Annotated in this window: 19 protein-coding genes; 9 read left to right on the forward strand and 10 right to left on the reverse strand. The window is 68.6% G+C overall.

Annotation, left to right across the window (positions count from 1 at the left end):
* Positions 1-8: 8 nt before the first annotated feature.
* Positions 9-1,190, reverse strand: a complete 1,182-nt coding sequence (locus tag ABIC28_RS09645) for a low temperature requirement protein A (RefSeq protein WP_097213023.1) — start codon at positions 1,188-1,190, stop codon at positions 9-11.
* A 208-nt stretch (positions 1,191-1,398) separates the two neighbouring features.
* Here ABIC28_RS09645 and ABIC28_RS09650 point away from each other — a divergent pair, with 208 nt between their 5' ends.
* Both ABIC28_RS09650 and ABIC28_RS09655 read left to right on the forward strand, forming a co-directional pair.
* Entirely contained in the window at positions 1,399-2,667 is a 1,269-nt protein-coding gene (locus ABIC28_RS09650) for an aspartate kinase (protein WP_077043103.1), read from the forward strand.
* A gap of 2 nt (positions 2,668-2,669) precedes the next feature.
* On the forward strand, positions 2,670-3,704 hold the full coding sequence (locus ABIC28_RS09655; protein WP_097213022.1) for an aspartate-semialdehyde dehydrogenase: 1,035 nt from the start codon (positions 2,670-2,672) through the stop codon (positions 3,702-3,704).
* Between the two features lie 87 nt (positions 3,705-3,791).
* On the opposite strand, the gene ABIC28_RS09660 is transcribed toward ABIC28_RS09655, so the two are convergent.
* Together ABIC28_RS09660 and ABIC28_RS09665 are read right to left on the reverse strand one after the other, a co-directional pair.
* Positions 3,792-4,712 carry a hypothetical protein gene (locus ABIC28_RS09660; protein WP_097213136.1) on the reverse strand — a complete coding sequence of 307 codons (921 nt, stop codon included), beginning with the start codon at positions 4,710-4,712 and terminating at the stop codon, positions 3,792-3,794.
* A 113-nt stretch (positions 4,713-4,825) separates the two neighbouring features.
* Complete coding sequence (locus ABIC28_RS09665; protein WP_097213021.1) at positions 4,826-5,230, reverse strand: DUF7144 family membrane protein; 405 nt, start codon at positions 5,228-5,230, stop codon at positions 4,826-4,828.
* Between the two features lie 287 nt (positions 5,231-5,517).
* Between ABIC28_RS09665 and mscL the strand changes: the two genes are divergently transcribed.
* The 7 genes from mscL (at position 5,518) to ABIC28_RS09700 (ending at position 12,747) form a co-directional block, all read left to right on the forward strand.
* Positions 5,518-5,925, forward strand: a complete 408-nt coding sequence (gene mscL, locus ABIC28_RS09670) for a large-conductance mechanosensitive channel protein MscL (protein ID WP_097213019.1) — start codon at positions 5,518-5,520, stop codon at positions 5,923-5,925.
* A gap of 134 nt (positions 5,926-6,059) precedes the next feature.
* Positions 6,060-7,454, forward strand: coding sequence for a hypothetical protein (locus tag ABIC28_RS09675; RefSeq protein ID WP_097213018.1), 1,395 nt, complete (start codon positions 6,060-6,062; stop codon positions 7,452-7,454).
* 44 nt (positions 7,455-7,498) lie between these two features.
* Positions 7,499-8,074 carry a TetR/AcrR family transcriptional regulator gene (locus ABIC28_RS09680; RefSeq protein ID WP_097213135.1) on the forward strand — a complete coding sequence of 192 codons (576 nt, stop codon included), beginning with the start codon at positions 7,499-7,501 and terminating at the stop codon, positions 8,072-8,074.
* On the forward strand, positions 8,071-9,570 hold the full coding sequence (locus ABIC28_RS09685) for a flavin-containing monooxygenase (RefSeq protein WP_307861293.1): 1,500 nt from the start codon (positions 8,071-8,073) through the stop codon (positions 9,568-9,570). The genes ABIC28_RS09680 and ABIC28_RS09685 overlap by 4 nt, the downstream gene beginning before the upstream one ends.
* 289 nt (positions 9,571-9,859) lie before the next feature.
* Positions 9,860-11,335: a catalase gene (locus ABIC28_RS09690; protein ID WP_097213017.1), complete on the forward strand. Its 1,476-nt coding sequence runs from the start codon at positions 9,860-9,862 to the stop codon at positions 11,333-11,335.
* Positions 11,336-11,683: 348 nt separating this feature from the next.
* Positions 11,684-12,142, forward strand: coding sequence for a Fur family transcriptional regulator (locus ABIC28_RS09695; protein WP_097213015.1), 459 nt, complete (start codon positions 11,684-11,686; stop codon positions 12,140-12,142).
* Between the two features lie 128 nt (positions 12,143-12,270).
* Positions 12,271-12,747, forward strand: coding sequence for a Dps family protein (locus ABIC28_RS09700; protein WP_097213014.1), 477 nt, complete (start codon positions 12,271-12,273; stop codon positions 12,745-12,747).
* Positions 12,748-12,806: 59 nt separating this feature from the next.
* Here ABIC28_RS09700 and ABIC28_RS09705 read toward each other — a convergent pair whose 3' ends face one another.
* The 7 genes from ABIC28_RS09705 to ABIC28_RS09735 all read right to left on the reverse strand — a co-directional run bounded on the left by ABIC28_RS09705 (position 12,807) and on the right by ABIC28_RS09735 (position 22,016).
* Positions 12,807-14,273, reverse strand: a complete 1,467-nt coding sequence (locus ABIC28_RS09705) for a pyridoxal phosphate-dependent decarboxylase family protein (RefSeq protein ID WP_354578605.1) — start codon at positions 14,271-14,273, stop codon at positions 12,807-12,809.
* Positions 14,270-15,625, reverse strand: a complete 1,356-nt coding sequence (locus ABIC28_RS09710) for an MFS transporter (protein WP_097213011.1) — start codon at positions 15,623-15,625, stop codon at positions 14,270-14,272. The genes ABIC28_RS09705 and ABIC28_RS09710 overlap by 4 nt, the downstream gene beginning before the upstream one ends.
* A 162-nt stretch (positions 15,626-15,787) precedes the next feature.
* The gene (locus ABIC28_RS09715; protein WP_097213010.1) at positions 15,788-18,109 is read right to left on the reverse strand and encodes an Ig-like domain-containing protein; all 2,322 of its coding nucleotides are present in this window, start codon (positions 18,107-18,109) and stop codon (positions 15,788-15,790) included.
* A gap of 277 nt (positions 18,110-18,386) precedes the next feature.
* Positions 18,387-19,067: a CoA transferase subunit B gene (locus ABIC28_RS09720; protein ID WP_245221879.1), complete on the reverse strand. Its 681-nt coding sequence runs from the start codon at positions 19,065-19,067 to the stop codon at positions 18,387-18,389.
* A 2-nt stretch (positions 19,068-19,069) separates the two neighbouring features.
* Positions 19,070-19,837 (reverse strand): CoA transferase subunit A, encoded by a 768-nt coding sequence (locus ABIC28_RS09725; protein ID WP_269589535.1) that lies wholly within the window; start codon positions 19,835-19,837, stop codon positions 19,070-19,072.
* Positions 19,837-20,589: a 3-hydroxybutyrate dehydrogenase gene (locus tag ABIC28_RS09730; RefSeq protein WP_097213009.1), complete on the reverse strand. Its 753-nt coding sequence runs from the start codon at positions 20,587-20,589 to the stop codon at positions 19,837-19,839. Before ABIC28_RS09730 ends, ABIC28_RS09725 begins: the two co-directional genes overlap by 1 nt.
* Positions 20,586-22,016, reverse strand: a complete 1,431-nt coding sequence (locus tag ABIC28_RS09735; RefSeq protein WP_097213008.1) for an MFS transporter — start codon at positions 22,014-22,016, stop codon at positions 20,586-20,588. Before ABIC28_RS09735 ends, ABIC28_RS09730 begins: the two co-directional genes overlap by 4 nt.
* Positions 22,017-22,150 lie beyond the last annotated feature (134 nt).

Consider the following 22,150-nt stretch of genomic DNA (forward strand, 5'->3'; position numbering starts at 1 on the left):
GGGATGGGTCAGTGTGCGCCGTGCCGGATCTCGTCGCGGTGCTCGGCGAAGCGCACCGTCTCGAAGAGGATCAGGGCGAGCAGGACCGCGGTGAGCAGCCCGAGCGAGGCCAGCGCCGGCAGGTGCCAGGCCAGCGGGATCAGCGCCACGAGCACGACCGCGGTGGTGATCCGCGCGCGGTTGACCGGTCCCATCAGCCTGGTCACGTACGCCTTGAAGGCGGCCAGTCCCAGCAGGAAGAGCGCGGCGCCGCCGAAGAGCGCCACCAGCGGGATGCCGTAGAGGGGGTCGGTGAGGGTGTGATGGCTGCCGTCGCCGACATAGTTCAGAACCTTCTTCAGGCCGAGTGAGATCAGCACGATGCCGACGACCATGGGCAGGTGCAGGAAGGTGTAGCCACCGCGTGCCAGCTTGATCTGCGTCGCGCCGGTGGCCGCGGAGAGGGCGCGCTCGGCGGCCAGGGTGGTGGTGTCGAAGTACGCCCACCACAGCAGGCCGCTGACGGCCAGCCCGAGCAGCGAGCCGACCACGATCGGCCAGGCGATGGGCAGCGCGGTCACCCCGATGCCGATGGACACGATGGACTCGCCGAGCGCGACGATGATGATCAGCCCGTGTCGCTCGGCGAAGTGGCTCGGGGAGTTCAGCCGCCAGCCCTCGCCGCCGAACAGGGTGCCCAGGTAGTCGCCGACGAGCGCGGCCAGCCACATCAGGGTCTGCGCGGTGCCCGAGAGCTGGGACGCGATCAGCAGGAGGGTGGTGCCCGCGAGCATGGAGGGCACGAACCGGATCAGTTGGCCGCGCAGCTGGGGGTCGCCTGCGCTGGCGATCCAGAAGGTGACCAGGTGCATCAGCCGCACGAAGAAGTAGCCGACGGCGAAGACCACCGGGCCGGAGAGCCCGCCGGGCAGGTCGTCGAAGGCCTCGGGAATGGTCAGCGCGACGATGAACATCGAGCCCATCGCGAAGAACATCGCCACCCGCGCGAAACCCTCGTCGGCGCGCACCACATTGGCCAGCCACGCATAGCCGATCCAGCTCCACCACAGAACGGCCATCACCAGCACGCCGCGCACCAGATTCCTGGCCGAGGTGTCGTCGGCCATCAGCGCCGTGACGCCGGTCAACGCGAAGACGAAGACGAGGTCGAAGAACAGCTCGAGCGGGGAGACGGAGGACCGTTCTTGCATTGCCTGCATATGGGTTCGCCTGGGAAATTCCACTCGGCTACTGTGCCACCACGAAAGGGCCTGCGCAGGGGGTCCGGGAGCACTAGTGTCCCGTCGGGTAACCGGGCATCGCCCGGTCGCCCCGGCTGACTGCGAGCGAGCCCGGTGTCGTCGGTAAGCTTGCCAACTGGACTTCGTACCCAGTTCCCAGATCCGGAGGTTGATTAGCGTGGCGCTCGTCGTGCAGAAGTACGGCGGATCCTCGGTGGCATCTGCCGAGCGCATCCGACGCGTCGCCGAACGGATCGTGGAGACCAAGCGCGCGGGCAACGACGTGGTTGTCGTGGTCTCGGCGATGGGCGACACCACCGACGAGCTGCTCGACCTGGCTCAGCAGGTGTGCCCCGGCGGCCCGCCCGCGCGCGAGATGGACATGCTGCTGACCTCGGGCGAGCGCATCTCCAACTCGCTGGTGGCCATGGCGATCCACTCCCTCGGCGAAGAGGCCCGCTCCTTCACCGGGTCGCAGGCCGGGGTCATCACCACCGGCGCGCACGGCAACGCGAAGATCATCGACGTCACCCCTGGTCGCGTCCGCGACGCCCTCGACCGCGGCTCGATCGTCCTGGTCGCCGGCTTCCAGGGCGTCAGCCAGGACAGCAAGGACGTCACGACCCTCGGTCGCGGCGGATCCGACACCACCGCCGTCGCCCTCGCCGCCGCACTGAAGGCCGACGTCTGCGAGATCTACACAGACGTCGACGGAATCTTCACCGCGGACCCGCGAATCGTCCCCGACGCGCAGCGGCTCGACACCGTCTCCTTCGAAGAGATGCTGGAGATGGCCGCGTGCGGCGCGAAGGTGCTCATGTTGCGTTGCGTCGAGTACGCGCGTCGCTACAACGTGCCCGTGCACGTTCGTTCCTCGTACACCACAAAGCCCGGCACCATGGTGTCCGGATCGATGGAGGACATTCCCGTGGAAGAAGCCATCCTCACCGGCGTCGCGCACGACCGTAGCGAGGCCAAGGTCACCGTCGTCGGGCTGCCCGACGTGCCGGGCTACGCGGCCAAGGTCTTCCGCGCCGTCGCCGAGACCGAGATCAACATCGACATGGTGCTGCAGAACATCTCGAAGGTGGAGACCGGCAAGACCGACATCACCTTCACGCTGCCGAAGACGGATGTCCCCGCCGCGGTGGAGAAGCTGACGGAGCTGCAGGGCGAGATCGGGTTCACCCAGATCCTCTCCGACGAGCGCATCGGCAAGGTGTCGCTGGTCGGCGCAGGCATGAAGAGCCACCCGGGCGTGACGGCCACCTTCTGCGAGGCGCTCGCCGAGGCAGGGATCAACATCGACCTGATCTCGACCTCGGAGATCCGCATCTCGGTGCTGGTCGCCGACGACGATCTGGACGACGCGGTGCGCGCGATCCACAAGGCATTCGATCTGGGCGGCGACGAAGAGGCCGTCGTCCACGCGGGAACGGGACGCTAGAGATGACAACTGTTGCTGTAGTCGGCGCGACCGGACAGGTCGGCGCTGTCATGCGCGCGCTCCTCGCGGAACGCAACTTCCCCGCGGACAAGGTCCGGTTCTTCGCGTCCGCCCGCTCGGCGGGGACCAAGCTGCCGTTCCGCGGCGAGGAGATCGTGGTCGAGGACACCGCCGCGACCTCGGACGAGGACCTCAAGGGCATCGACATCGCGCTGTTCTCGGCGGGCGCGACCCTCTCCCGCGTCCAGGCCCCGCGGTTCGCCGCGGCGGGCGCGACCGTGATCGACAACTCCTCCGCCTGGCGCAAGGACCCCGAGGTCCCGCTGGTGGTCAGCGAGGTCAACCCGGAGGAGGCGAAGAACCCGCCGAAGGGCATCATCGCCAACCCGAACTGCACCACGATGGCCGCGATGCCGGTGCTGAAGGTGCTGCACGACGAGGCCGGACTGCAGCGGCTGATCATCAGCAGCTACCAGGCGGTGTCCGGCAGCGGCCTGGCCGGCGTCGAGGAGCTGGCGACCCAGGCCCGCGCGGTGATCGACGACGTCGAGAAGCTGGTGCACGACGGCAGCGCCGTGACGTTCCCCGCACCGAACAAGTACGTCGCCCCGATCGCGTTCGATGTCATCCCCCTGGCCGGCTCGCTGGTCGAGGACGGCAGCGGCGAGACCGACGAGGACCAGAAGCTGCGCAACGAGAGCCGCAAGATCCTCGGCCTGCCCGACCTGCTGGTCAGCGGCACCTGCGTCCGGGTGCCCGTGTTCACCGGCCATTCGCTCTCGATCAACGCCGAGTTCGGCAACCCGCTGTCCGTCGAGCGCGCCAAGGAGTTGCTGGCGACCGCGCCCGGCGTGCAGCTGGTCGACGTGCCCACCCCGCTGCAGGCGGCGGGCGGCGATCCGTCGCTGGTCGGCCGGATTCGTCAGGATCCGGGCGTGCCGGGTGGCCGTGGCCTCGCGCTGTTCGTCTCCGGCGACAACCTGCGCAAGGGTGCCGCGCTCAACACCATTCAGATCGCGGAGCTGCTCGTCGGCTGACCTTCCGCCGAGTGTGCACCTCCCGTCGCATCGCCCGAGTGCGGGCGTCGGGAGGTGCACACTCGCGGGTGGCCGCGCCGGTGACGGTCAGACCGCCTCGGCGATGCTGGTGCCGTTCGCCGGTTCGAGGACCGGTGCGGGACCGCGGAGCAGCCGCCCGATCCAGCCCTCGTCCAGGGCAAGGGCCTTGACGATCGTCGCCGCCGCGACGACGACGCCCGACAGGACGAACATCCAGGTGATGGTGGTGAACACCAGCCCGAGTGAGCCGAACTTCTCCTGCGCGGATGCGCCCGCCATCGGCAGGTAGATCCGGCCCCCGATGCGGAGCAGGGCGAGCCCGAGCGCGGTCAGCGCGGCGGTGGCCCACAGCACCCGGCCCGCCAGCCTGCCCTCGGTGAGCAGGTACGGCACCACTGCCCACAGCGCGAACCAGATGGCCAGCTCGGTGCCGAACGCCAGCGGCGGTCCGACCCAGTCCAACCCGGCCAGGTTCCTGGCCACGCTGAGCAGCGCCACCGACGAGGCGACCGCGAACAGTACGGCCACCCACCGCCAACTGCCGCGGATGGACAGGGTCGGGATGTTCCAGATCTTCCCGTAGAGCCGGCCCATGGCTCGGGCGAAGGACGTCCCGCTCAGGATGATCATCAACATGCCGATGACGCCGAAGGTGGCGAACGTCGGCGTGCTCGCCTCGAGGGCGCCGGGGGCGAGGGCGTACAGGTCCAGTCCGGATGGATCGAACCCGAGCTGATCCGAGATGGTGGTGCCACCGCCGGCCAGGTCCCCGATGGTGCCGACCGCGATGATGACCGGCAGCACCGAGGTGAACTCCTGCGCGGCCAGGGTCATCGCGCGGTCGGCGAGCTCGATGTCCACGATTCCCTTGATGATCCGTGCCACCGTGCGACCGGCCGAGGTCCGTTTCAGCCAGCCCCTGGCGGTCTGTTTCCGGACCTCCAGTGCTTCCCTGGCGAGGCTCACCGAGAGTTTCGAGGACTTCACGGTGGTCAAGTCAACGCGACCGCCGGATCGGACTCCTCATCCGGGGCAGGTGAAAGACGTGTGCCCGCCACCCGTCCGGTTGTGGGACGGGTGGCGGGCACAGGTGGGGTGCGTCAGGCGGGGGCGCTCTGCGCAGGCGCGCGGTTCGCGGGCCAGCCGGCCGTGAGGCCCCAGATGACACCGATGTTGATCGCGATCACCAGGATCGACAGCCAGGGCTGGGTGCCGATCAGTGTCAGGTGCCCGACGGCGTTCAGCAGCGCGAGGGTGACGCCGAAGACACGGGCCCAGGTGGCTCCGGCCAGCAGCGCGCCACCGCCGATGACGAGGAGGACGCCCCACGCGATGAGCACCCACCCCCACCGGTCGTAGTCGAGGATCAGCATCTTCTCTTCCCCGACGAACAGTCGGGTGGGCGCGGTGAGGGAGGCGATGCCCTCGACCGCATTGAAGGTGCCGGTCATGATCAGCATGAGGCCGGCGAAAACGCCCCAGCCTCCGGGGCTCTTGTCGTCCATGGGTTCCTTCGGTGAGGTGTCGGTCGGGTGGCGGATCAGAAGATGAGCGCGACGAGGATCGGTGCGGCGGTCAGGACGAGCGCGACGAGCGCGACGATCGCGATCGTCTTGACGGCCGTCGCTTGTCGGTTGTGGTCATAGGACATGACGCAAACGTTAGGGCGCGCGATCGGCCGATCGCGTCATCCTCTCTGGGTGAGATGGGCCGCGGAATCATGTACGGTGCTGCGCCGACCTATATCATTCCGTGATAATTGGTTGAATATTCACAACGAAAGGACCAACAAGTGCTCAAGGGATTCAAGGAATTTCTCCTGCGGGGCAACGTGCTGGACCTCGCCGTTGCCGTCGTGGTCGGCGCCGCCTTCACCGCGATCGTGACCGCGTTCACCGAAAACATCGTGAACCCGCTCGTCGCGTCGTTGGGCGGCTCGAACGATATGGGATTCGGCTTCCAGATCACCGACAGCCCCGAGACGTTCGTGAACGTCGGCGCCGTCCTGAGCGCCGTGATCAATTTCGTCCTCATCGCGGCGGTCGTGTACTTCGTTCTCATCGTCCCGTTCAACTCGGTCAAGGAGCGCTTCATGACCGAGGAGGAGAAGGAGGCGACGGACATCGAGTTGCTGACCGAGATCCGGAACCTGCTCGCCGACGCCAACGCGGATGCCAAGTCGACCCGGGTCGAGTCCTAGTCGTCCGTCTTTACGCCACGCGGCGTCCCGGCCCTTGGGGTTTGGGGCGCCGCGATTGTTTTCTCCTCATCCGGTGCGGGTGAGATTGTGGATCGGCGCTGTCGAATTGCCCCTCGAGGCCGCATGCTTTTTCCATGACGCCGACCGATGATGCGAAGCCTCTCGATGCCGACGAGCGGGCGGAGCTGCTCCGCCTGCGTGCGCAGGTCGCCGCGACCGAGCGCGCCAGGGCCGCCGGGCCCGAGGTCGCCAAGCGGCACGGGATCGGCGGCGCGCTGCGCTGGACCGCGTCCGGGCTCCTGATCGTCCTGGTCGCGGTGCTGCTGCTGACCTCGCTGCTGGCGCGCTTCACGCGGAGCGAGATCCTCGACACCGACCGGTATGTCGCGACTGTGGCACCCCTCGGCTCCGACCCGGCAATCCAGGACGAGATCACCGACCAGGTGACGCGTCAGATCTTCACCCGGCTCGACGTCGAGAAGATCACGCAGGAGGCGCTGACGGCCCTGACCGAGAACGCGCCGCGGGTGCCGCCGCAGGTGGTCGGGCTGGCCCCGGTGATCGCAGGCCAGGCCGAGGGGTTCATCCGCGACACCGTGCACTCGCTGGTGACCAGCGACAAGTTCGAGAGCGCGTGGATCGACGCGAACCGGATCGCCCATGAGAGCCTCGTCGCGGTCGCGACCGGCGAGACCGGTGTGGTCGAGATCGACGAGAAGGGCACGGTGAGCGTGCCGCTCAACGCGATTCTCGGCACCGTCAAGGAGAACCTGACCGAGCGCGGGTTCGCCTTCGCCGACAAGATCCCCGAGACCGATGCGAGCTTCGTGATCTTCCAGTCCGCCGACCTCGTGAAGGCCCAGAAGGCCGTCAACGCCCTCGACAAGGCCGCCACCTGGTTGCCCTGGCTGGGGGTCCTCGCGGCGATCGGGGCGGTGTTCGCGGCGCCGCACGGCAGGCGGCTGCGGGCCCTGTCGCTGGTGGGACTCGGGGTCGCGATCGCGATGGCACTGCTGAGCGTGTCGCTGCACATCGCCCGCGCGGTGTACATCGACGACATCCCGTCGGACGTGCTGTCCCCGGCGGCGGCCGCGGCGGTGGTGGACGCGATCGCCGCCCCACTCAAGACGATGCTGCGCGCCTGGTTCCTGACCGGGATCGTGGTCGCGCTGATCGGCTACCTGACCGGTGGTTCGCACTCCGCCCTCGCGGTGCGCCGCGGGTTCACCCGGGGTGTCGACAAGATTCGGAAGACGGGGGAGGGCAGGGCGCCGACCCAGTTCGAGGTGTGGACCGCGCGACTGCGGGTCCCGCTGCGGGTGGCGATCGTCGCGATCGCCGTCGCGGTGCTGGTCTTCTGGACCTATCCGTCCGGGGTGGTGGTGTTCACCATCGCGTTGCTGGCCCTGCTCGCGCTGATCGCCGTCGAGGTGCTCGCCCGGCCAGGGGTTGCCGCGGCGCAGGCCGAGGCCGAGGTGCCGTCGCCCGAGGTCGAGGGGGCGTCGGCCGAGGCTGATAGTCAGACTTAGCGACAGTCTGGACTGTTTTTAATCAGCCCAGTACGGTGGTCGGTGTGACCCAGGACACCGAGCGGGGCCCGCGCACGCAAGCACAGCGAACGGCGGCGACCCGGACAAAGCTGCTCGACGCGGCGATCGCGCTGCTGGTCGAGGTCGGCTACGCCCGGACCAGTACCCAGGAGATCGCGCGCCGGGCGGGGGTCTCCCGAGGGGCGCAGCTGCATCACTTCCCGACCAAGGAATCACTGGTGGTCGCGGCCGTCGAGCACCTGGTGGAGAAGCGGCTGGCCGAGATCCTCGACGCCCGGCCCGATCCCGACCAGGGGATCGACACCCTCGTCGACGCGTTCGCCGGCCCGCTGTTCTACGCCGCCCTCGAGCTGTGGGTCGCGGCCCGCACCGATCCGGCCCTGCACGAGGCGACGATCCCGCTCGAACGCAAGGTCGGCGATGCCCTGCGGCTCGGCAGCGCCGAGGTGATGGGCGGGCGGATGGGCGTGGACGCCATCGACCTGAGCATCGAGCTGGCCCGCGGTCTCGCCGTCTCGGCGCTGTTCCGCACCCCCGAATCCGACAGTGAACTCCGGGAGCGGCTGCTCCCGGTCTGGAAGGGCCTGGTGATGAAGTGACCGCCATACCGCAACCGCTCGCGTTGCCGGGCCACGTCGGCGTCCTGGTGGTGGGCGCCGGGTTCGCGGGCCTCGCGGTCACCGAGCGCGTGCTGCGCGATGATCCGGCGGCCGACCTCCTGGTCATCGAGCGGGGCGCCGACATCGGGGGAACCTGGCGTGACAACACCTACCCCGGGTGCGCGTGCGACGTCCCCACGGCGCTGTACTCGTTCTCGTTCGCACCGAGCCCGGACTGGAGTCACACCTTCGCCCGGCAGCCGGAGATCCAGTCGTACCTGCGGAAGGTGGTCGCTGACACCGGGATCCGCGATCGGATCCTGACCGGATGCGAGCTGCTCGAGGCGTCCTGGGACGACGCCGCCTGCGCCTGGAGGGTGCGCACCTCGCTGGGCGAGCTGACCGCGCAGACCCTCGTCGCCGCCACGGGTGCGCTGTCGACACCCAGGCTGCCGGACGTACCGGGCATCGAGACGTTCCGGGGACGGCTGTTCCACTCGGCCACCTGGGATCACGACTACGACCTGACCGGGAAGCGGGTCGCCGTGGTCGGGACGGGCGCCTCCGCCGTGCAGTTCGTGCCCGAGATAGTCGATCGAGTGGAACGGCTGACCGTGTTCCAGCGCACGCCCGCCTGGGTGCTGCCGCGCGGCGACCGCACGCTCTCCCGCCTGGAGAAACAGCTCTATCGTCGTATTCCGCTCACGCAGAAGATCGTTCGGGCGGCCATCTACACCGCTCGTGAGGGCTACGTGCTCGCGATGGCCAAGGCGCCGCGGCTGTTGCCCGCCTTTCAGCTGTTCGCCGCGGTACACCTGCGGCGGCAGGTGCCCGACCGGACGCTGCGACGAAAGCTGACGCCGGAGTTCACGATCGCCTGCAAGCGGATCCTGCTGTCCAACGACTGGTTGCGGACCCTGGCCCGAGCCGATGTCGACCTGATCGACTCGGGGCTCGCCGGGGTCACCGAGGGGGGCGTAGTCGACGGCGCGGGCACGGAGACGCCGGTCGACGCGATCATCTTCGCCACCGGTTTCTCGCCAACCGAACCGCCCGTGGCCCGCCACCTCCGGGGTCGCGACGGACGGACGCTGGCGCAGCACTGGGCGGGCAGCCCCCGGGCGTACCTGGGTACCACCGTCGTCGGGTTCCCCAACCTGTTCCTCATGTACGGGCCGAACACGAACCTGGGGCACAGCTCGATCGTGTACATGCTGGAGTCGCAGGCCGCGTACATCAACGGTGCGCTGGCTCACCTCGACGGCGGCTGTGTCGAGGTCCTCCCGGTGGCGCAGGCGCGCTACAACGAGAAGATCGCCGGCCAGCTCGAGAGCACGGTCTGGAACACCGGCGGATGCTCGAGCTGGTACCTCGACAAGGAGGGGCGCAACTCGGTGATGTGGCCCACCTTCACCTTCCGATATCGGTCCCGGACAAAGAGATTCGATGCCGAGAACTATCAGATCCGGCGCGCGGTGCGGGCGCGAGTGGGGTGAGCGAGCAGCACGCTTCGTGATCGGATCGCGCACGATTGCCGAGCCCGCAGCGCCGCCATTGCCCGGGTCCTATCGAACGGCGTCATCGGAATTCGCCCCTTTCGCCCTTTCTTGCCTCGTTCGGGGAAAGATGTATAAGTGGGAAGGGGTGACCGAGTCACAGCCTCAACGCCGCGCAGCCCACGTCGCGGTGGGTCGCCCCCGCCCGGATTGGAAATTCTGACCGAGGTCCACAGCCGAGTGCGTGCTGATACCGCGAGGCGCGGCGAGTAAGGAAGGGATCCACTAGATGAGCAATGGCAATGATCCTCGACACACCAAGGGTGCCGACGAGAAGCTGACCACCGCGTTCGGCGCACCGGTGCCCGACAACCAGAACGTCGCCACTGCAGGCCCGCGCGGGCCGCAGCTGCTGCAGGACGTCTGGTTCCTCGAGAAGCTCGCCCACTTCGACCGCGAGGTCATCCCGGAGCGGCGCATGCACGCCAAGGGCTCCGGCGCATACGGCACCTTCACCGTGACCAATGACATCACCAAGTACACGAGCGCGAAGATCTTCTCCGAGGTCGGCAAGAAGACGGAGCTGTTCGCTCGGTTCTCCACGGTGGCGGGCGAGCGCGGCGCGGCCGATGCCGAGCGCGACATCAGGGGATTTGCCGTCAAGTTCTACACCGAGGAGGGGAACTGGGACCTCGTCGGCAACAACACCCCGGTCTTCTTCTTCCGCGATCCGCTGAAGTTCCCGGACCTCAACCACGCGGTCAAGCGCGATCCCCGCACGAACCTGCGCAGCCCCAACAACAATTGGGACTTCTGGACGAATCTGCCGGAGTCGCTGCACCAGGTGACGATCGTGATGAGCGACCGCGGCATCCCGGCCTCGTACCGGCACATGCACGGCTTCGGCTCGCACACGTTCAGTTTCATCAACGCCGAGGGTGAGCGCTTCTGGGTGAAGTTCCACCACCGCGTCCAGCAGGGCATCAAGAACCTCACCGACGCGGAGGCCGCCGAGCTGGTGGGCAACGACCGCGAGAGCCATCAGCGCGATCTCTTCGACGCCATCGAGGCGGGCGACTTCCCCAAGTGGAAGCTGTGTGTGCAGATCATGCCGGAGGCGGACGCGGCGAAGGTGCCCTACCACCCGTTCGACCTCACCAAGGTCTGGCCGAAGGGCGACTACCCGCTGATCGAGGTCGGCGAGTGGGAGCTCAACCGCAACCCCGACAACTACTTCGCCGAGGTCGAGCAGGCCGCGTTCAACCCCGCGCACGTGGTGCCAGGGATCAGCTTCTCTCCGGACCGGATGCTGCAGGGCCGGTTGTTCTCCTACGGTGACGCGCAGCGATACCGGCTGGGAGTGAACAACTTCCAGATCCCGGTCAACGCGCCCAGGAGCCCGGTGCACAACTTCCACCGGGACGGCGCCATGCGGGTCGACGGTAACCAGGGCGGATCGCTGCACTACGAGCCCAACAGCTACGGCAAGTGGCAGGAGCAGCCGCAGTACCGGAACCCGGCGCAGGCTATCGGGGCGGTCGCGGATCACTTCGACTACCGCGAGGACGACGACAACTACTTCTCGCAGCCGCGCGTGTTGTTCAACAACATGAGCGACGAGCAGAAGCAGGTGCTGTTCGACAACACCGCGCGCGCCATCAACGGCGCCTCGGACCAGGTCGTGCAGCGGCACATCGACAACTGCACCGCCTGTGACCCGGCCTACGGCGAGGGCGTCGCGAAGGCGATCAAAGCGCTGAGCTGACACCGAGCGCGACCATCCGCCCGGACCGGGGCTCCCGGTCCGGGCGGACGCGTATCAGGGGACATACGTCGAGGTCACCGGCTCGACACCGGCCGGCACCGTCCTCCGGGAACAAACTCGGGCCGGCGCCCGTTGAACCCCTCGTCGACGTCCGGACATGCCCCGGGCCTCACCCCTTTAGTCGCCACGAGCGACCACTCGCCGAGAGGCGCCTGTGGGACGTCGACCCGAAGGGCCGCCCGATCTTCTCGGGCGGCCCTTCATCGTGTCTGCGGCGCGTGGCCGGCGTCGGCCCGAGGTCCGTCATCGCTTCTTTGATGTGGTCCAGGACCGGCGCATACTGGGGTCATGGGGCACGGAGGCGGTTACCTCGACCCCCGGGCGCAATTGCGCGCGGCGGGGCTCCGTGTGACCGCTCCACGAGTCGCTGTGTTGAATGCTGTTGCTGCGCGTCCTCATTCGGACGTCGATCGGCTCGCCACCGAGGCGCGTCGGGAGCTCGGCTCGGTGTCAACCCAGGCCGTGTACGACGTGCTGAAGGCCTGCGTGGCCGCCGGGATACTCCGCCGATTCGAACCGGCCGGTTCGCCCGCCCGGTTCGAGGTCCGAACCGGGGACAATCATCACCACCTGGTCTGCCGCGGCTGTGGCGCGGTGTTCGACTCCGACTGCGTCGTCGGCCACGCCCCCTGTCTGCAGCCCTCGGACACCCACGGATTCGTGATCGACGAGGCCGAGGTCGTGTTCTGGGGGAGCTGCCCGCGGTGTCAGGCCGCCGCTGGTGGGGAAACGGCCCAGTTCCACTAGCGCGGGGGGAGTGCCCTTCGCCACATCCGGGAACCATTGTGGTCGAGCGTCGTTGAACTGGGTGAGGGCGGATGGCGACATCGCCCTCACTACGAAACCGACCGCATACGAAACCGCAGGAGCGAATCATGACCACCAGCCCCATTGTCAGCACCCTCGACGCCGGACAGCAGCAGATCGCGGGGGAGGCCCTGCAGGGCACCGTCGTGGACCTGATCGACCTCGGTCTCATCGCCAAGCAGGCGCACTGGAACGTCATCGGTCGGAGCTTCCTGTCGGTGCACCCCTCACTGGACGAACTGGTTGCCGCCGCACGTGATTTCACCGATCAGGCCGCCGAGCGTGCGACCGCGGTCGGGGTCAGCCCCGACGGTCGCTCCGCCACGGTCGCCGCGGACGCGGGGACGAAGGGCTTCGGCGCGGGCTGGACGAAGGACACCGACGTGATCGACGCGATCGTGGCGAACCTGGCCGCGGTCATCGAGCGCCTCCGCGCCCGCATCGAGCTCACCGAGAAGGCCGACCCGGTCACCCAGGATCTGCTCATCGCCATTACCGCGCGGCTCGAGCAGCTGCACTGGATGTGGCAGGCGCAGGGAGCGTGAGCCCGTGCGCGCTTGACGAGTCCTGACCCTCGTCAAGCGCGCACAGGCGCCGCTGGCGCCTACTCCATGAACCGCGCGAGGAACTCGATCAGCAGTCGCTCCGCCACCGGTTCGGGCAGTGCCTCGATCAGCGCCAGCACTTCGGCCAGTGGGCCGTCCAGCCCGCCGCCGGGCTCCAGCCCCACGAGGGCGAGGACGGCGGCGCAATTGTCGCTGGTGAGGTCCTCGGGCCGGATCTGCCCGGCGGCCGCGACCACGTCGGCGGGTGCCTGCGCGCCCGGCACCCCGCGTACCGCATCCGCCGCCTCGGCCAGCGCGTCGCACAGCTCGATGCTGACCCGCTCGGTGACCGGTGTGAGGGTCAGGTGGGTGGTGCGCGGCAGCGTGGTGCCGTCCGACTGCGTCCGCCCCGGCTGCGGCTGCAGCGTCCAGCCCAGGGCCTTCGCGGCGTCAGCCCAGCGGTGCGGATCCACGCTGCGGTCGGCGGCGACGTCGGGGTCGGCGGCCACTGCGAGCAGCGGGCCGATCGGGTCGCCGACGACCAGGAGCCCCTCGATGCCGTCGATCGCCTTGTGTACCTGTTCGGCCGCCCGAGCGATCTGCCCGGTCAGCTCGGCGAACCCGCTGCGCCCGAGCGTCTGCGACACCGCCCAGCCCGCGGCGATCGGCATCACCGTCCGGGAGCCGAGGATGGTGGGATTGACGACGGCGTAGCCGGGCCAGGCACTGGTCGCGAACCACTGACGCCGGTGCCGGTCGCGGTCCCGGTAGAGCAGCACCGACACGCCCTTCGGGGCGTAGCCGTACTTGTGCAGGTCCACCGAGATGCTCGCGACGCCAGGCACCCGCAGGTCCCAGGCGGGGCGGTCCTCGGCGCCCGGCCACCACGGCAGCACCCATGCCCCGATGCAGCCGTCGACGTGCACGGCGACGCCTTGGGCCGCACAGACTTCCGCGATCTCCGCGACGGGGTCAAGGGCGCCGTGCGGATAGGACGGTGTCGACGCGACCACCAGCGCGACGGTCTCGTCCAGCGCGGCCGCCACGTCCTCGGCACGCAGCCTGCAGGTGTCGGGGTCCACCGGCAACACCCGCAACCGCAGGTCCAGGTAGTGCGCCGCCTTGATGAACGCGGCGTGTGCGGTGGATCCGATCACCAGGGTCGGCCGCACCTCGCTGCCGGTGCTCGCGCGCCAGGTGTCGCGGGCGGACTTGACCGCGAGGATGCAGCTCTCGGTGCCGCCGCTGGTGACGCTGCCGACGACGTCGGGTACGCCCGCGGCCAGCACGTCGCGGGCCGTCGCGATGAGGTCGCGCTCGAGCGCCGCGACGGAGGGGAACGTGGTGGGGTCGAGTCCGTTGAGCGGCTGGGCCTTTCGGGCCGCTTCTGCCGCCACCTCGTGCAGTTCCGCGACCCCGGGGTCGTACACGTAGGACAGCAGGTGCCCGCCCTCGGTAGGAGCGTCCGTCTTCCTCAGCTCGTCGAGCTGGGCGAGCACCTCGGCGGTGCTGCGTTCGAAGATCACTTGCTGCTCCTGTTCAGTTCTTCGGCTGCCAGTCGGTATCCGCGCAGTGCCACCATGCTCGCGGCCACGAGCACCGCGGGTACGGCGGCGAGGGCGATCACGATGCCGGTGATCGCGCCGTCGGACTGCGCGACGGGGTGATCGGAGGTGGAGGAGACGAACCCCGTCACGGCGAGGATGGCCAGCACCACGGCGGGGCCGAGCGCCAGGCCCAGGGTCTCCGCGGCGGTCCACACCCCGCTGAAGGCGCCGGCCCGCACGGATCCGGCGGCGGTGTTCTGGTGGTCGCTGATCACGTCCGGCAACATCGACATCGGCAGCATCTGCATGCCGGCGTAACCGATCCCCGCCACCGCCACCACCGCATACACCCACGGCCCGGGGGCGGCGATCAGACCGAGCATCGCGACGGAGGCCGCCAGGAACAGGCCCGATGCCAGGAAGTACGCGCGTTGCTTGCCCCACGCCCGCACCAGCCGGATCCACATCGGCATCACCGCCAGTGCCGGTGCGACCAGGGCGGCGAACAGGATCGACACCGCACGCTCGGAGTCGAGCACGTAGGTGGCCGCGTACTGGGCGGCGCCGAGCATGCTGCCGATGGCAAGGGCCTGGAGCGCGAACGTGCCGAGCAGGAATCGGAACGGGCCGCTCGAGCGCACCGCGGCGAGGCTGTCGGCCAGCCCGTGGCCCGACGACGCCTCGACGGGTGCGTGACCGACGCCCGCGCTGCGCGGCGCGATCCGCCAGGCGGCGAGCATGCCGAGCCCGAGGGTCACCCCGGCGATCACGGCCATCAGCAGGTATCCCGTCCTGCCCCCGCCGCCGAGTTCGCGCAGTTCCGGGCCGCCCGCGCCGAACAGCAGGATCGCGACGGCGAGCACCGCGACGCGCCAGGACATCAACCGGGACCGCTCGTGATAGTCCTCGGTCAGCTCGGCGGGGAGCGCGATGTACGGGACCTGGAACAGCCCGAAGGCGATCGCGGCGAGGATGAAGGCCGTGGTCACCCAGAGGCAGCCGACGAGAGTGGAGGTGCCGGCGGGCACCGCGAAGGTGAGCGCGAAGAACACCGGCAGGGTCAGTGCGCCGAGGAACAGGAAGCGGCGGCGGGTCCCGGTGCGGGCCGCGTCGGCATCGCTGCGAGACCCGATGTACGGGTTGATCAGCACGTCGAGTGCCTTGGGTACGAACACCACCATCGAGGCCGCCGCGGCGGCGACCCCGAGCGTGTCGGTGAGGTAGTAGGCGAGTACCAGCCCGGGCAGTGTGGCGAAGCCTCCGGTGCCGACCGAGCCGAGCGAGTAGCCGGTGACGGTCGATCTGCTCAGCCGTGGGGGAGCCATGGTCATCCGGCCAACATAGGTCATTGCGCGGGCCCGCGAGAGGGTTGCGCTCAGGGAGAATTCGCCGGCCCCGGTGGCCGCCCGGCGGGACACGGTGATTCACGTGAAACCTCGACCGGACGACGAACGCCCCCACCTGGCCGGTGGGGGCGTTCGTCGTCGATGGTGTTAGGAACCGAAGATGCTGCCGAGCGAGCCGAGCGATCCGGTGCCGCCCGGGCTACCGCCGCCGGAGACCTTCACGGTCGACGCGCTGGACGTCGACTCCTTGAATCCGGTTGCGCCGCTGTAGACGGCCTTGATCTGACGGTCACCGGTCTGGGTGAACTTGTAGGACAGTGTGGCCTGTCCGTTGACCACGTCGACCGCCTCACCGATCGCGGTGTTGCCGTCCATGAACGTCACGGTGCCCGAGGTCACCGCGTCGCCGGACTCGGTCTTCACGGCCGCCGTCAGGTCCACAGGCGAGCCCTTGGTTGCGGTGCCGGGAGCGGTCAGCGTCGTCACCGTCGCGACCTCGACGGGCGCCGGGTCGGTGACCGTGACGGTCTGTGCCTGTCCGGTGGAGCCGTTGAAGTTCTCCGCGCCGCTGTAGACGGCGGAGATCGAGTGTGCTCCGGTCGTGGTGAACGTGTGGCTCAGCTTCGCGCCACCGTCGACGAGCCCGATCGGGCCGCCGATGTTGGCGGCACCGTCCTTGAACTGTACGGTGCCGCCGGCCGCGTTGTTACCCCCGTTGTCCTTCACCAGGGCCCAGAGGTCCACCGAGTCACCGGTTTTCGCCTCGCCTGGGACGTTGAGCGTGGTGACGGTGTCGACGATGACGGGGTCGGTGGAGACGTCGACGGTGGAGGCCGTGCTGGTGCTGGTGTTGAAGCCGTCGGCGCCGCTGTAGACGGCGGTCACCGGGTGCGCTCCGTCGGTGGTGAAGGTGTGGTTCAGGGTGGCGGTGGCACCGTTGAGGGTGACCGGTCCGCCGATGTTTTCGGCTCCGTCCTTGAACTGGACCGTGCCGCCGCTGGGTGCGGGGGCGACTGTGGCGGTGAGGTCGACGGCGGTGCCGGTCTTGGCGGTGCCGGGGACGTTCAGCGTGGTGGTGGTGTCGACGGCGTTGACCGAGACGTCGACGTTCGATGCCGCAGAGGTGGACGGTTTGTTGCCGGCGTCACCGCTGTAAACAGCGGTGATGGAATGGTTTCCGGTGGTGGTGAAGGTGTGGTTGAGCGTGGCGGTGCCGTTGTTCACGGGGACGGCGTTGCCGATGTTGTCGGCGCCGTCCTTGAACTGGACGGTGCCGGTGGCGCCCGCGGGGGCGACGGTGGCGGTGAGATCGACGGCGGTGCCGGTCTTGGCGGTGGCGGGGACGTTCAGTGTGGTGGTGGTGTCGACGATGACCGGGTCGGTGCTGACGGTCACGGTCGCCGCAGCCGAGGTGGACGGCTTGTTGGCGGCATCGCCGCTGTAGACGGCGGTGATGGCGTGCGCACCGTCCGCGGCGAAGGTGTGGTTGAGCGTGGCGGTGCCGTTGTTGACCGGGACGGCGTTGCCGATGTTGTTGGCGCCGTCCTTGAACTGGACGGTGCCGGTGGCGCCTGCGGGGGCGACGGTGGCGGTGAGGTCGACGGCGGTGCCGGTCTTGGCGGTGGCCGGGACGTTCAGGGTGGTGGTGGTGTCGGCCGCGGCAGCGCCCACGTTGATCGTGGCCAGCGGCCCGGCGCCCGCGTTGAGTGCCGAACCCTGGGCGTCACGCGGGGTGCAGCGGGTGGGTGCCCACTGGTTGCCGAAGAAGCTGGCGAGAGGCAGGAAGGTGTAGTAGTTCTCGTTCGCGTTGTAGGTACCGGCGCTGCCGGCTGTGCGAACCTTCGGCGTGATGACACCGCCGCTGCCGGCGACGACGGTCACGTCGATGGCGGGAAGCCGGAACCAGCTGTCCCCGTTGGCGTTGTTACTGCCGTCGAGATTCTTCTTGAGCTTCGGTGCGCGGATGCCGCCCTGGCTGTTGGTGCTCGACGAGGGGCTGTTTCCGATGACCTCGTTGTTACCCGAGAGCCGCAGGAGATTACCGCCGCCGTCAGGGCTGCCCGCGTCGTTGATGCGCGCCACCGACGGGGCCACGCCGTCGAGGTTCACACCGGTGCCCGCCACTACCGCGGCGCTGACAAAGGTCGTGTTCGCGGGGATCTCGTAATCGACCTTGAGCCGCGAGATGTTGGTGGTCGTGGCACCCGAGTCGCTGTTGGGGTACGAACCGCCGCCGGGCTGGATGCGGTAGGTGAACGTCTCACCCGCCGTCACGGAGGCCGGTGCGTCGACGGTCATCGACGTGTCGGCCACCTTGTGCACGGTGAGGACCGCGCTGGCCTGGCAGGCATTCTTGAACGAGGTGGTCGTGGGTGCCGCGGACGCGGGGCTGCCGATCAAGAGCAGACCCGCGGCCAACGCCACGGACGTGACCGGTACGGCGCATTGCCGCACTGTGGACTTGGACATAACACTCCTTGCGCCCGACTCGCGGGAGAGGTGTCGAGCATCGGTTGGATGAAATTGCCCACACTGTGCCACCGCAATCGGGAACTCGTTGCAGTTTTGACTACAGGCACTGCAAGTTACGGTCGGGTAACAAGTTGTGCCGGAAGCCGCGGGTAATGCCTGGAAAACTGTCTCGAACTGGTCTCTGAGGCCATCTAGCCAAGGAAATCCGGCGTTTTCGACTTGCGGCTCGGCGCCAAAAATGCAACACGTTCATCGGAGGCCGAGTGGGGACCGCTCAGGCTCGAGCGGCCGCCAGCGGCAGGTCGACGATCAGCTCCGGTTCGGTGCACGCCAGCACCTGCGCCGGCTCGACACCCGGCGCCACCTCACGCAGGACCAGGCCGGCGGTGGTGACGTCGATGACGGCCAGATCGGTGATGATGCGGTGCACCACCGCCCGACCGGTCAGCGGCAGCGAACAGCGCTCGACGATCTTCGGTGCGCCGTCCCTGGCGCAGTGCTCCATCAGCACGATCACCCGGCCGGCGCCGTGCACGAGGTCCATCGCCCCGCCGGGCCCCTTCACCATCTTTCCGGGGATCATCCAGTTCGCCAGGTCTCCGGTCGCCGAGACCTGCATGCCGCCGAGGATCGCCGCGTCGATCTTGCCGCCCCTGATCATCCCGAAGCTGAGCGCGGAGTCGAAGAACGACGCGCCCGGCAGCACCGTCACCGTCTCCTTGCCCGCGTTGATGAGATCCGGATCCATCTCGGGCTCAGTCGGATACGGGCCGACGCCGAGGATTCCGTTCTCCGACTGCAACACCACCGAGCAGTCCGGGGGCACGAAGTTCGGCACCAGTGTGGGCAGACCGATCCCCAGGTTCACGTACCAGCCGTCCCGGAGTTCCTGCGCGGCCCGTGCCGCCATCTCCTCGCGGGTGCGGGCGCCCGCCATGGTGTTGCCGCCGGCCATGCTCATCGCTCGCTCTCGGTAGTCGTTCTGACGGTGCGCTTTTCGATCCGCTTGGTGATGCCGTGGCCGACCTCGAGAACGCGGTGCACGTACACCCCGGGCAGATGCACGGCGTCGGGATCGAGTTCGCCCGGCTCCACCAGTTCCTCGACCTGGGCGACGGTGATCCGGCCTGCCATGGCCGCCAGCGGCGAGAAGTTGCGGGCCGACAGATCGAACACCAGATTGCCGTGACGGTCGCCCCGCGCGGCGTGGACGAGGGCGAAGTCGGTGCTGATCGCCTCCTCGAGCACGTAGTCGCGGCCGCCGAAGGACTGCACCGGCTTGGCGGGCGAGGCCACCGCGACGCCGCCCGCGCCGTCGTACCGTCGCGGCAGTCCGCCCTCGGCGACCTGGGTGCCGACCCCGCTCTGGGTGTAGAACGCGGCGATGCCCGAGCCGCCGGCCCGGAGCTTCTCCGCCAACGTGCCCTGCGGGGTCAGCTCCAGTTCCAGTTCGCCGGAGAGGAACTGACGCTCGAACTCCTTGTTCTCCCCGACATAGGAGGAGACCATCTTCCGGATCCGGCCCGCGCCGAGGAGCAATCCCAGACCCCAGTCGTCGACGCCACAGTTGTTGCTGACGACCTCGAGATCCGATGCGCCGCCGTCGAGTACCGCCTGGATGAGCGTCGAGGGGATGCCGCAGAGCCCGAACCCGCCCACCGCAAGGCTGGAGCCGTCGGTGATGTCCGCGACGGCCTCGGCGGCCGAGCGTACGGTCTTGTCCATCATCGCGCGCTCCACCCGCCGTCCATCGTGTACGAGGCGCCCGTCGCCATGCCGGCCTCGTCGCCCGCCAGCCACGCCACCAGCGAGGCGACCTCGGCGGGTTCGACCAGCCTCTTGATCGCGCTCTCGGTGAGCATCACCCGTGCGAGCACTTCCTCCTCCGGGATGCCGTGCACGGCGGCCTGGTCGGCGATCTGCTTCTCCACCAGGGGGGTTCGCACGTATCCCGGGTTCACGCAGTTGCTGGTCACCCCGTGTCGGCCACCCTCGAGCGCGGTCACCTTGGACAGTCCCTCGAGGCCGTGTTTCGCGGTGACATACGCGGACTTGAACTCGGAGGCGCGCAGCCCGTGCACCGAGGAGACGTTGATGATCCGACCGAATCCGTTGGCATACATGTGTGGAAGGGCCGCCCGGATCAGCAGGAACGGTGCCTCCACCATCAGCGTCAACAGCCTGCGGAATTCCGCGGGCGGGAAATCCTCGATGGGGCTGATGCTCTGCACGCCCGCGTTGTTCACCAGGATGTCCGTTTCGAGCGTGAGCCCGGCGAGCGCCTCGGTGTCGAGCAGGTCGACGGCCCAGGCCCGGCCGTCGAGTTCGTCCGCGAGCGTCTTGGCCGCGATGTCGTCGACATCGGCGATCACGACCCGGGCGCCCCTGGCCGCGAGTGCCCTGGCTGTGGCCGCGCCGATCCCGCTCGCGCCGCCGGTGATCAGGGCCGAGCGCCCGGCGAGGCTCTGCGCGGTCATCGGGCCACCGCCGCGCTCTGGCCGGCGACGAGCGGTGCGTCCGCCGCGTTCTCCTCGGCGAGGGTCCTCGCGTCCGCGGCGTCGACGGACTCGAGCGAGATGCCCTTGGTCTCACGGGCGAAGGCGACCGCGATGATGGTCACGACCGAGGCGCCGAGCAGGTAGAAGGCGATCGGCACGGACGAGTCGAAGCGGCTGAGCAGGCTGGCCGCGATGATCGGCGCAAGCGAGCCCGCCACGATGGAGGTGACCTGGTAGCCGAGCGAGACACCGGAGTAGCGCATCCGGGTGGGGAACATCTCCGCCATGATCGCCGGCTGGCCGGCATACATGAAGGCGTGGATGATCAGCCCGATCACGATGGCAGCCAAGACGACCGTGTTGTGCGCGCTGTCCATCATCGGGAAGGCGAAGAAGCCCCAGGTGCCCGCCAGGACGGCGCCGATCAGGTAGGTGGGGCGGCGGCCGAGGGTGTCGGACAGCCGGCCGCACAGCGGAACCGCGACGAAGTGCACGCCGTGCGCGATGAGCATCATCCACAGGATCTTGCTGGTGTCAGCGTGCACGACCACCTTGAGATAGGTGATCGAGAAGGTCACAACCAGGTAGTACATGATGTTCTCCGCGAACCGCAGGCCCATCGCGGTGAGCACGCCGCGCGGGTAGCGGCGCAGCACCTCGAACACGCCGTACGAGGCGGCCTTGTTCTTCTCGACCAGCTTCTGTGCCTCGAGGAAGATCGGTGCGTCGCTGACCTTGGTGCGAATGTAATAGCCCACCAACACGATCAGGGCGGACAGCCAGAACGCCACGCGCCAGCCCCAGCTGAGGAAGGCCGCGTCGGAGAGCGTGCTCGTCAGGACCAGGAGCACGATGGTGGCGAGCAGGTTGCCTGCCGGGACGCCCGCCTGCGGCCAGCTGGCCCAGAACCCGCGACTGCGGTTGGGGCTGTGCTCGGCGACGAGCAGCACCGCCCCGCCCCATTCGCCGCCGACGGCGAAGCCCTGAATGAAGCGCAGCGCCACCAGGATCGCGGGCGCCCAGTAGCCGATCTGCCCGAAGGTGGGGATGCAGCCCATGAGGAAGGTGGCCGCGCCGACGAGCAGCAGGCTGAACTGCAGCAGCTTCTTGCGTCCGAACTTGTCGCCGAAGTGTCCGAAGACGATGCCGCCGATGGGCCGGGCCGCGAAGCCGACCGCGTAGGTGACGAACGCGGCGATGATCGCGTCGAGCTCGTTACCGCCCGCGGGGAAGAAGACCTTGGAGAAGACCAACGTGGCGGCGGTGCCGTAGAGGAAGAACTCGTACCACTCCACGACGGTGCCCGCCATCGACGCACCGACGACCTTTTTCAGCCCGGACGGTGCGGTGTCCGGGGCCGGGGCCGGGTCGCCCCCGCCCGCCCGTGACAGTTGTTCGGTACTCATCGCTGACTCCTCATGTGCTCGGCCCGACAATCGATTCGCCCTGTGATGCAGTCCACATTCGGCGTCCTGCGATGAGTATTGGTGCACGCGATGCGGCCCACAATGAGGAAAATCGCACTCTGGATCTGCAAGAA

The organism is Rhodococcus sp. PvR044 (genome assembly GCF_040548995.1).
Taxonomy (GTDB): Bacteria; Actinomycetota; Actinomycetes; order Mycobacteriales; family Mycobacteriaceae; genus Rhodococcus_G; species Rhodococcus_G oryzae.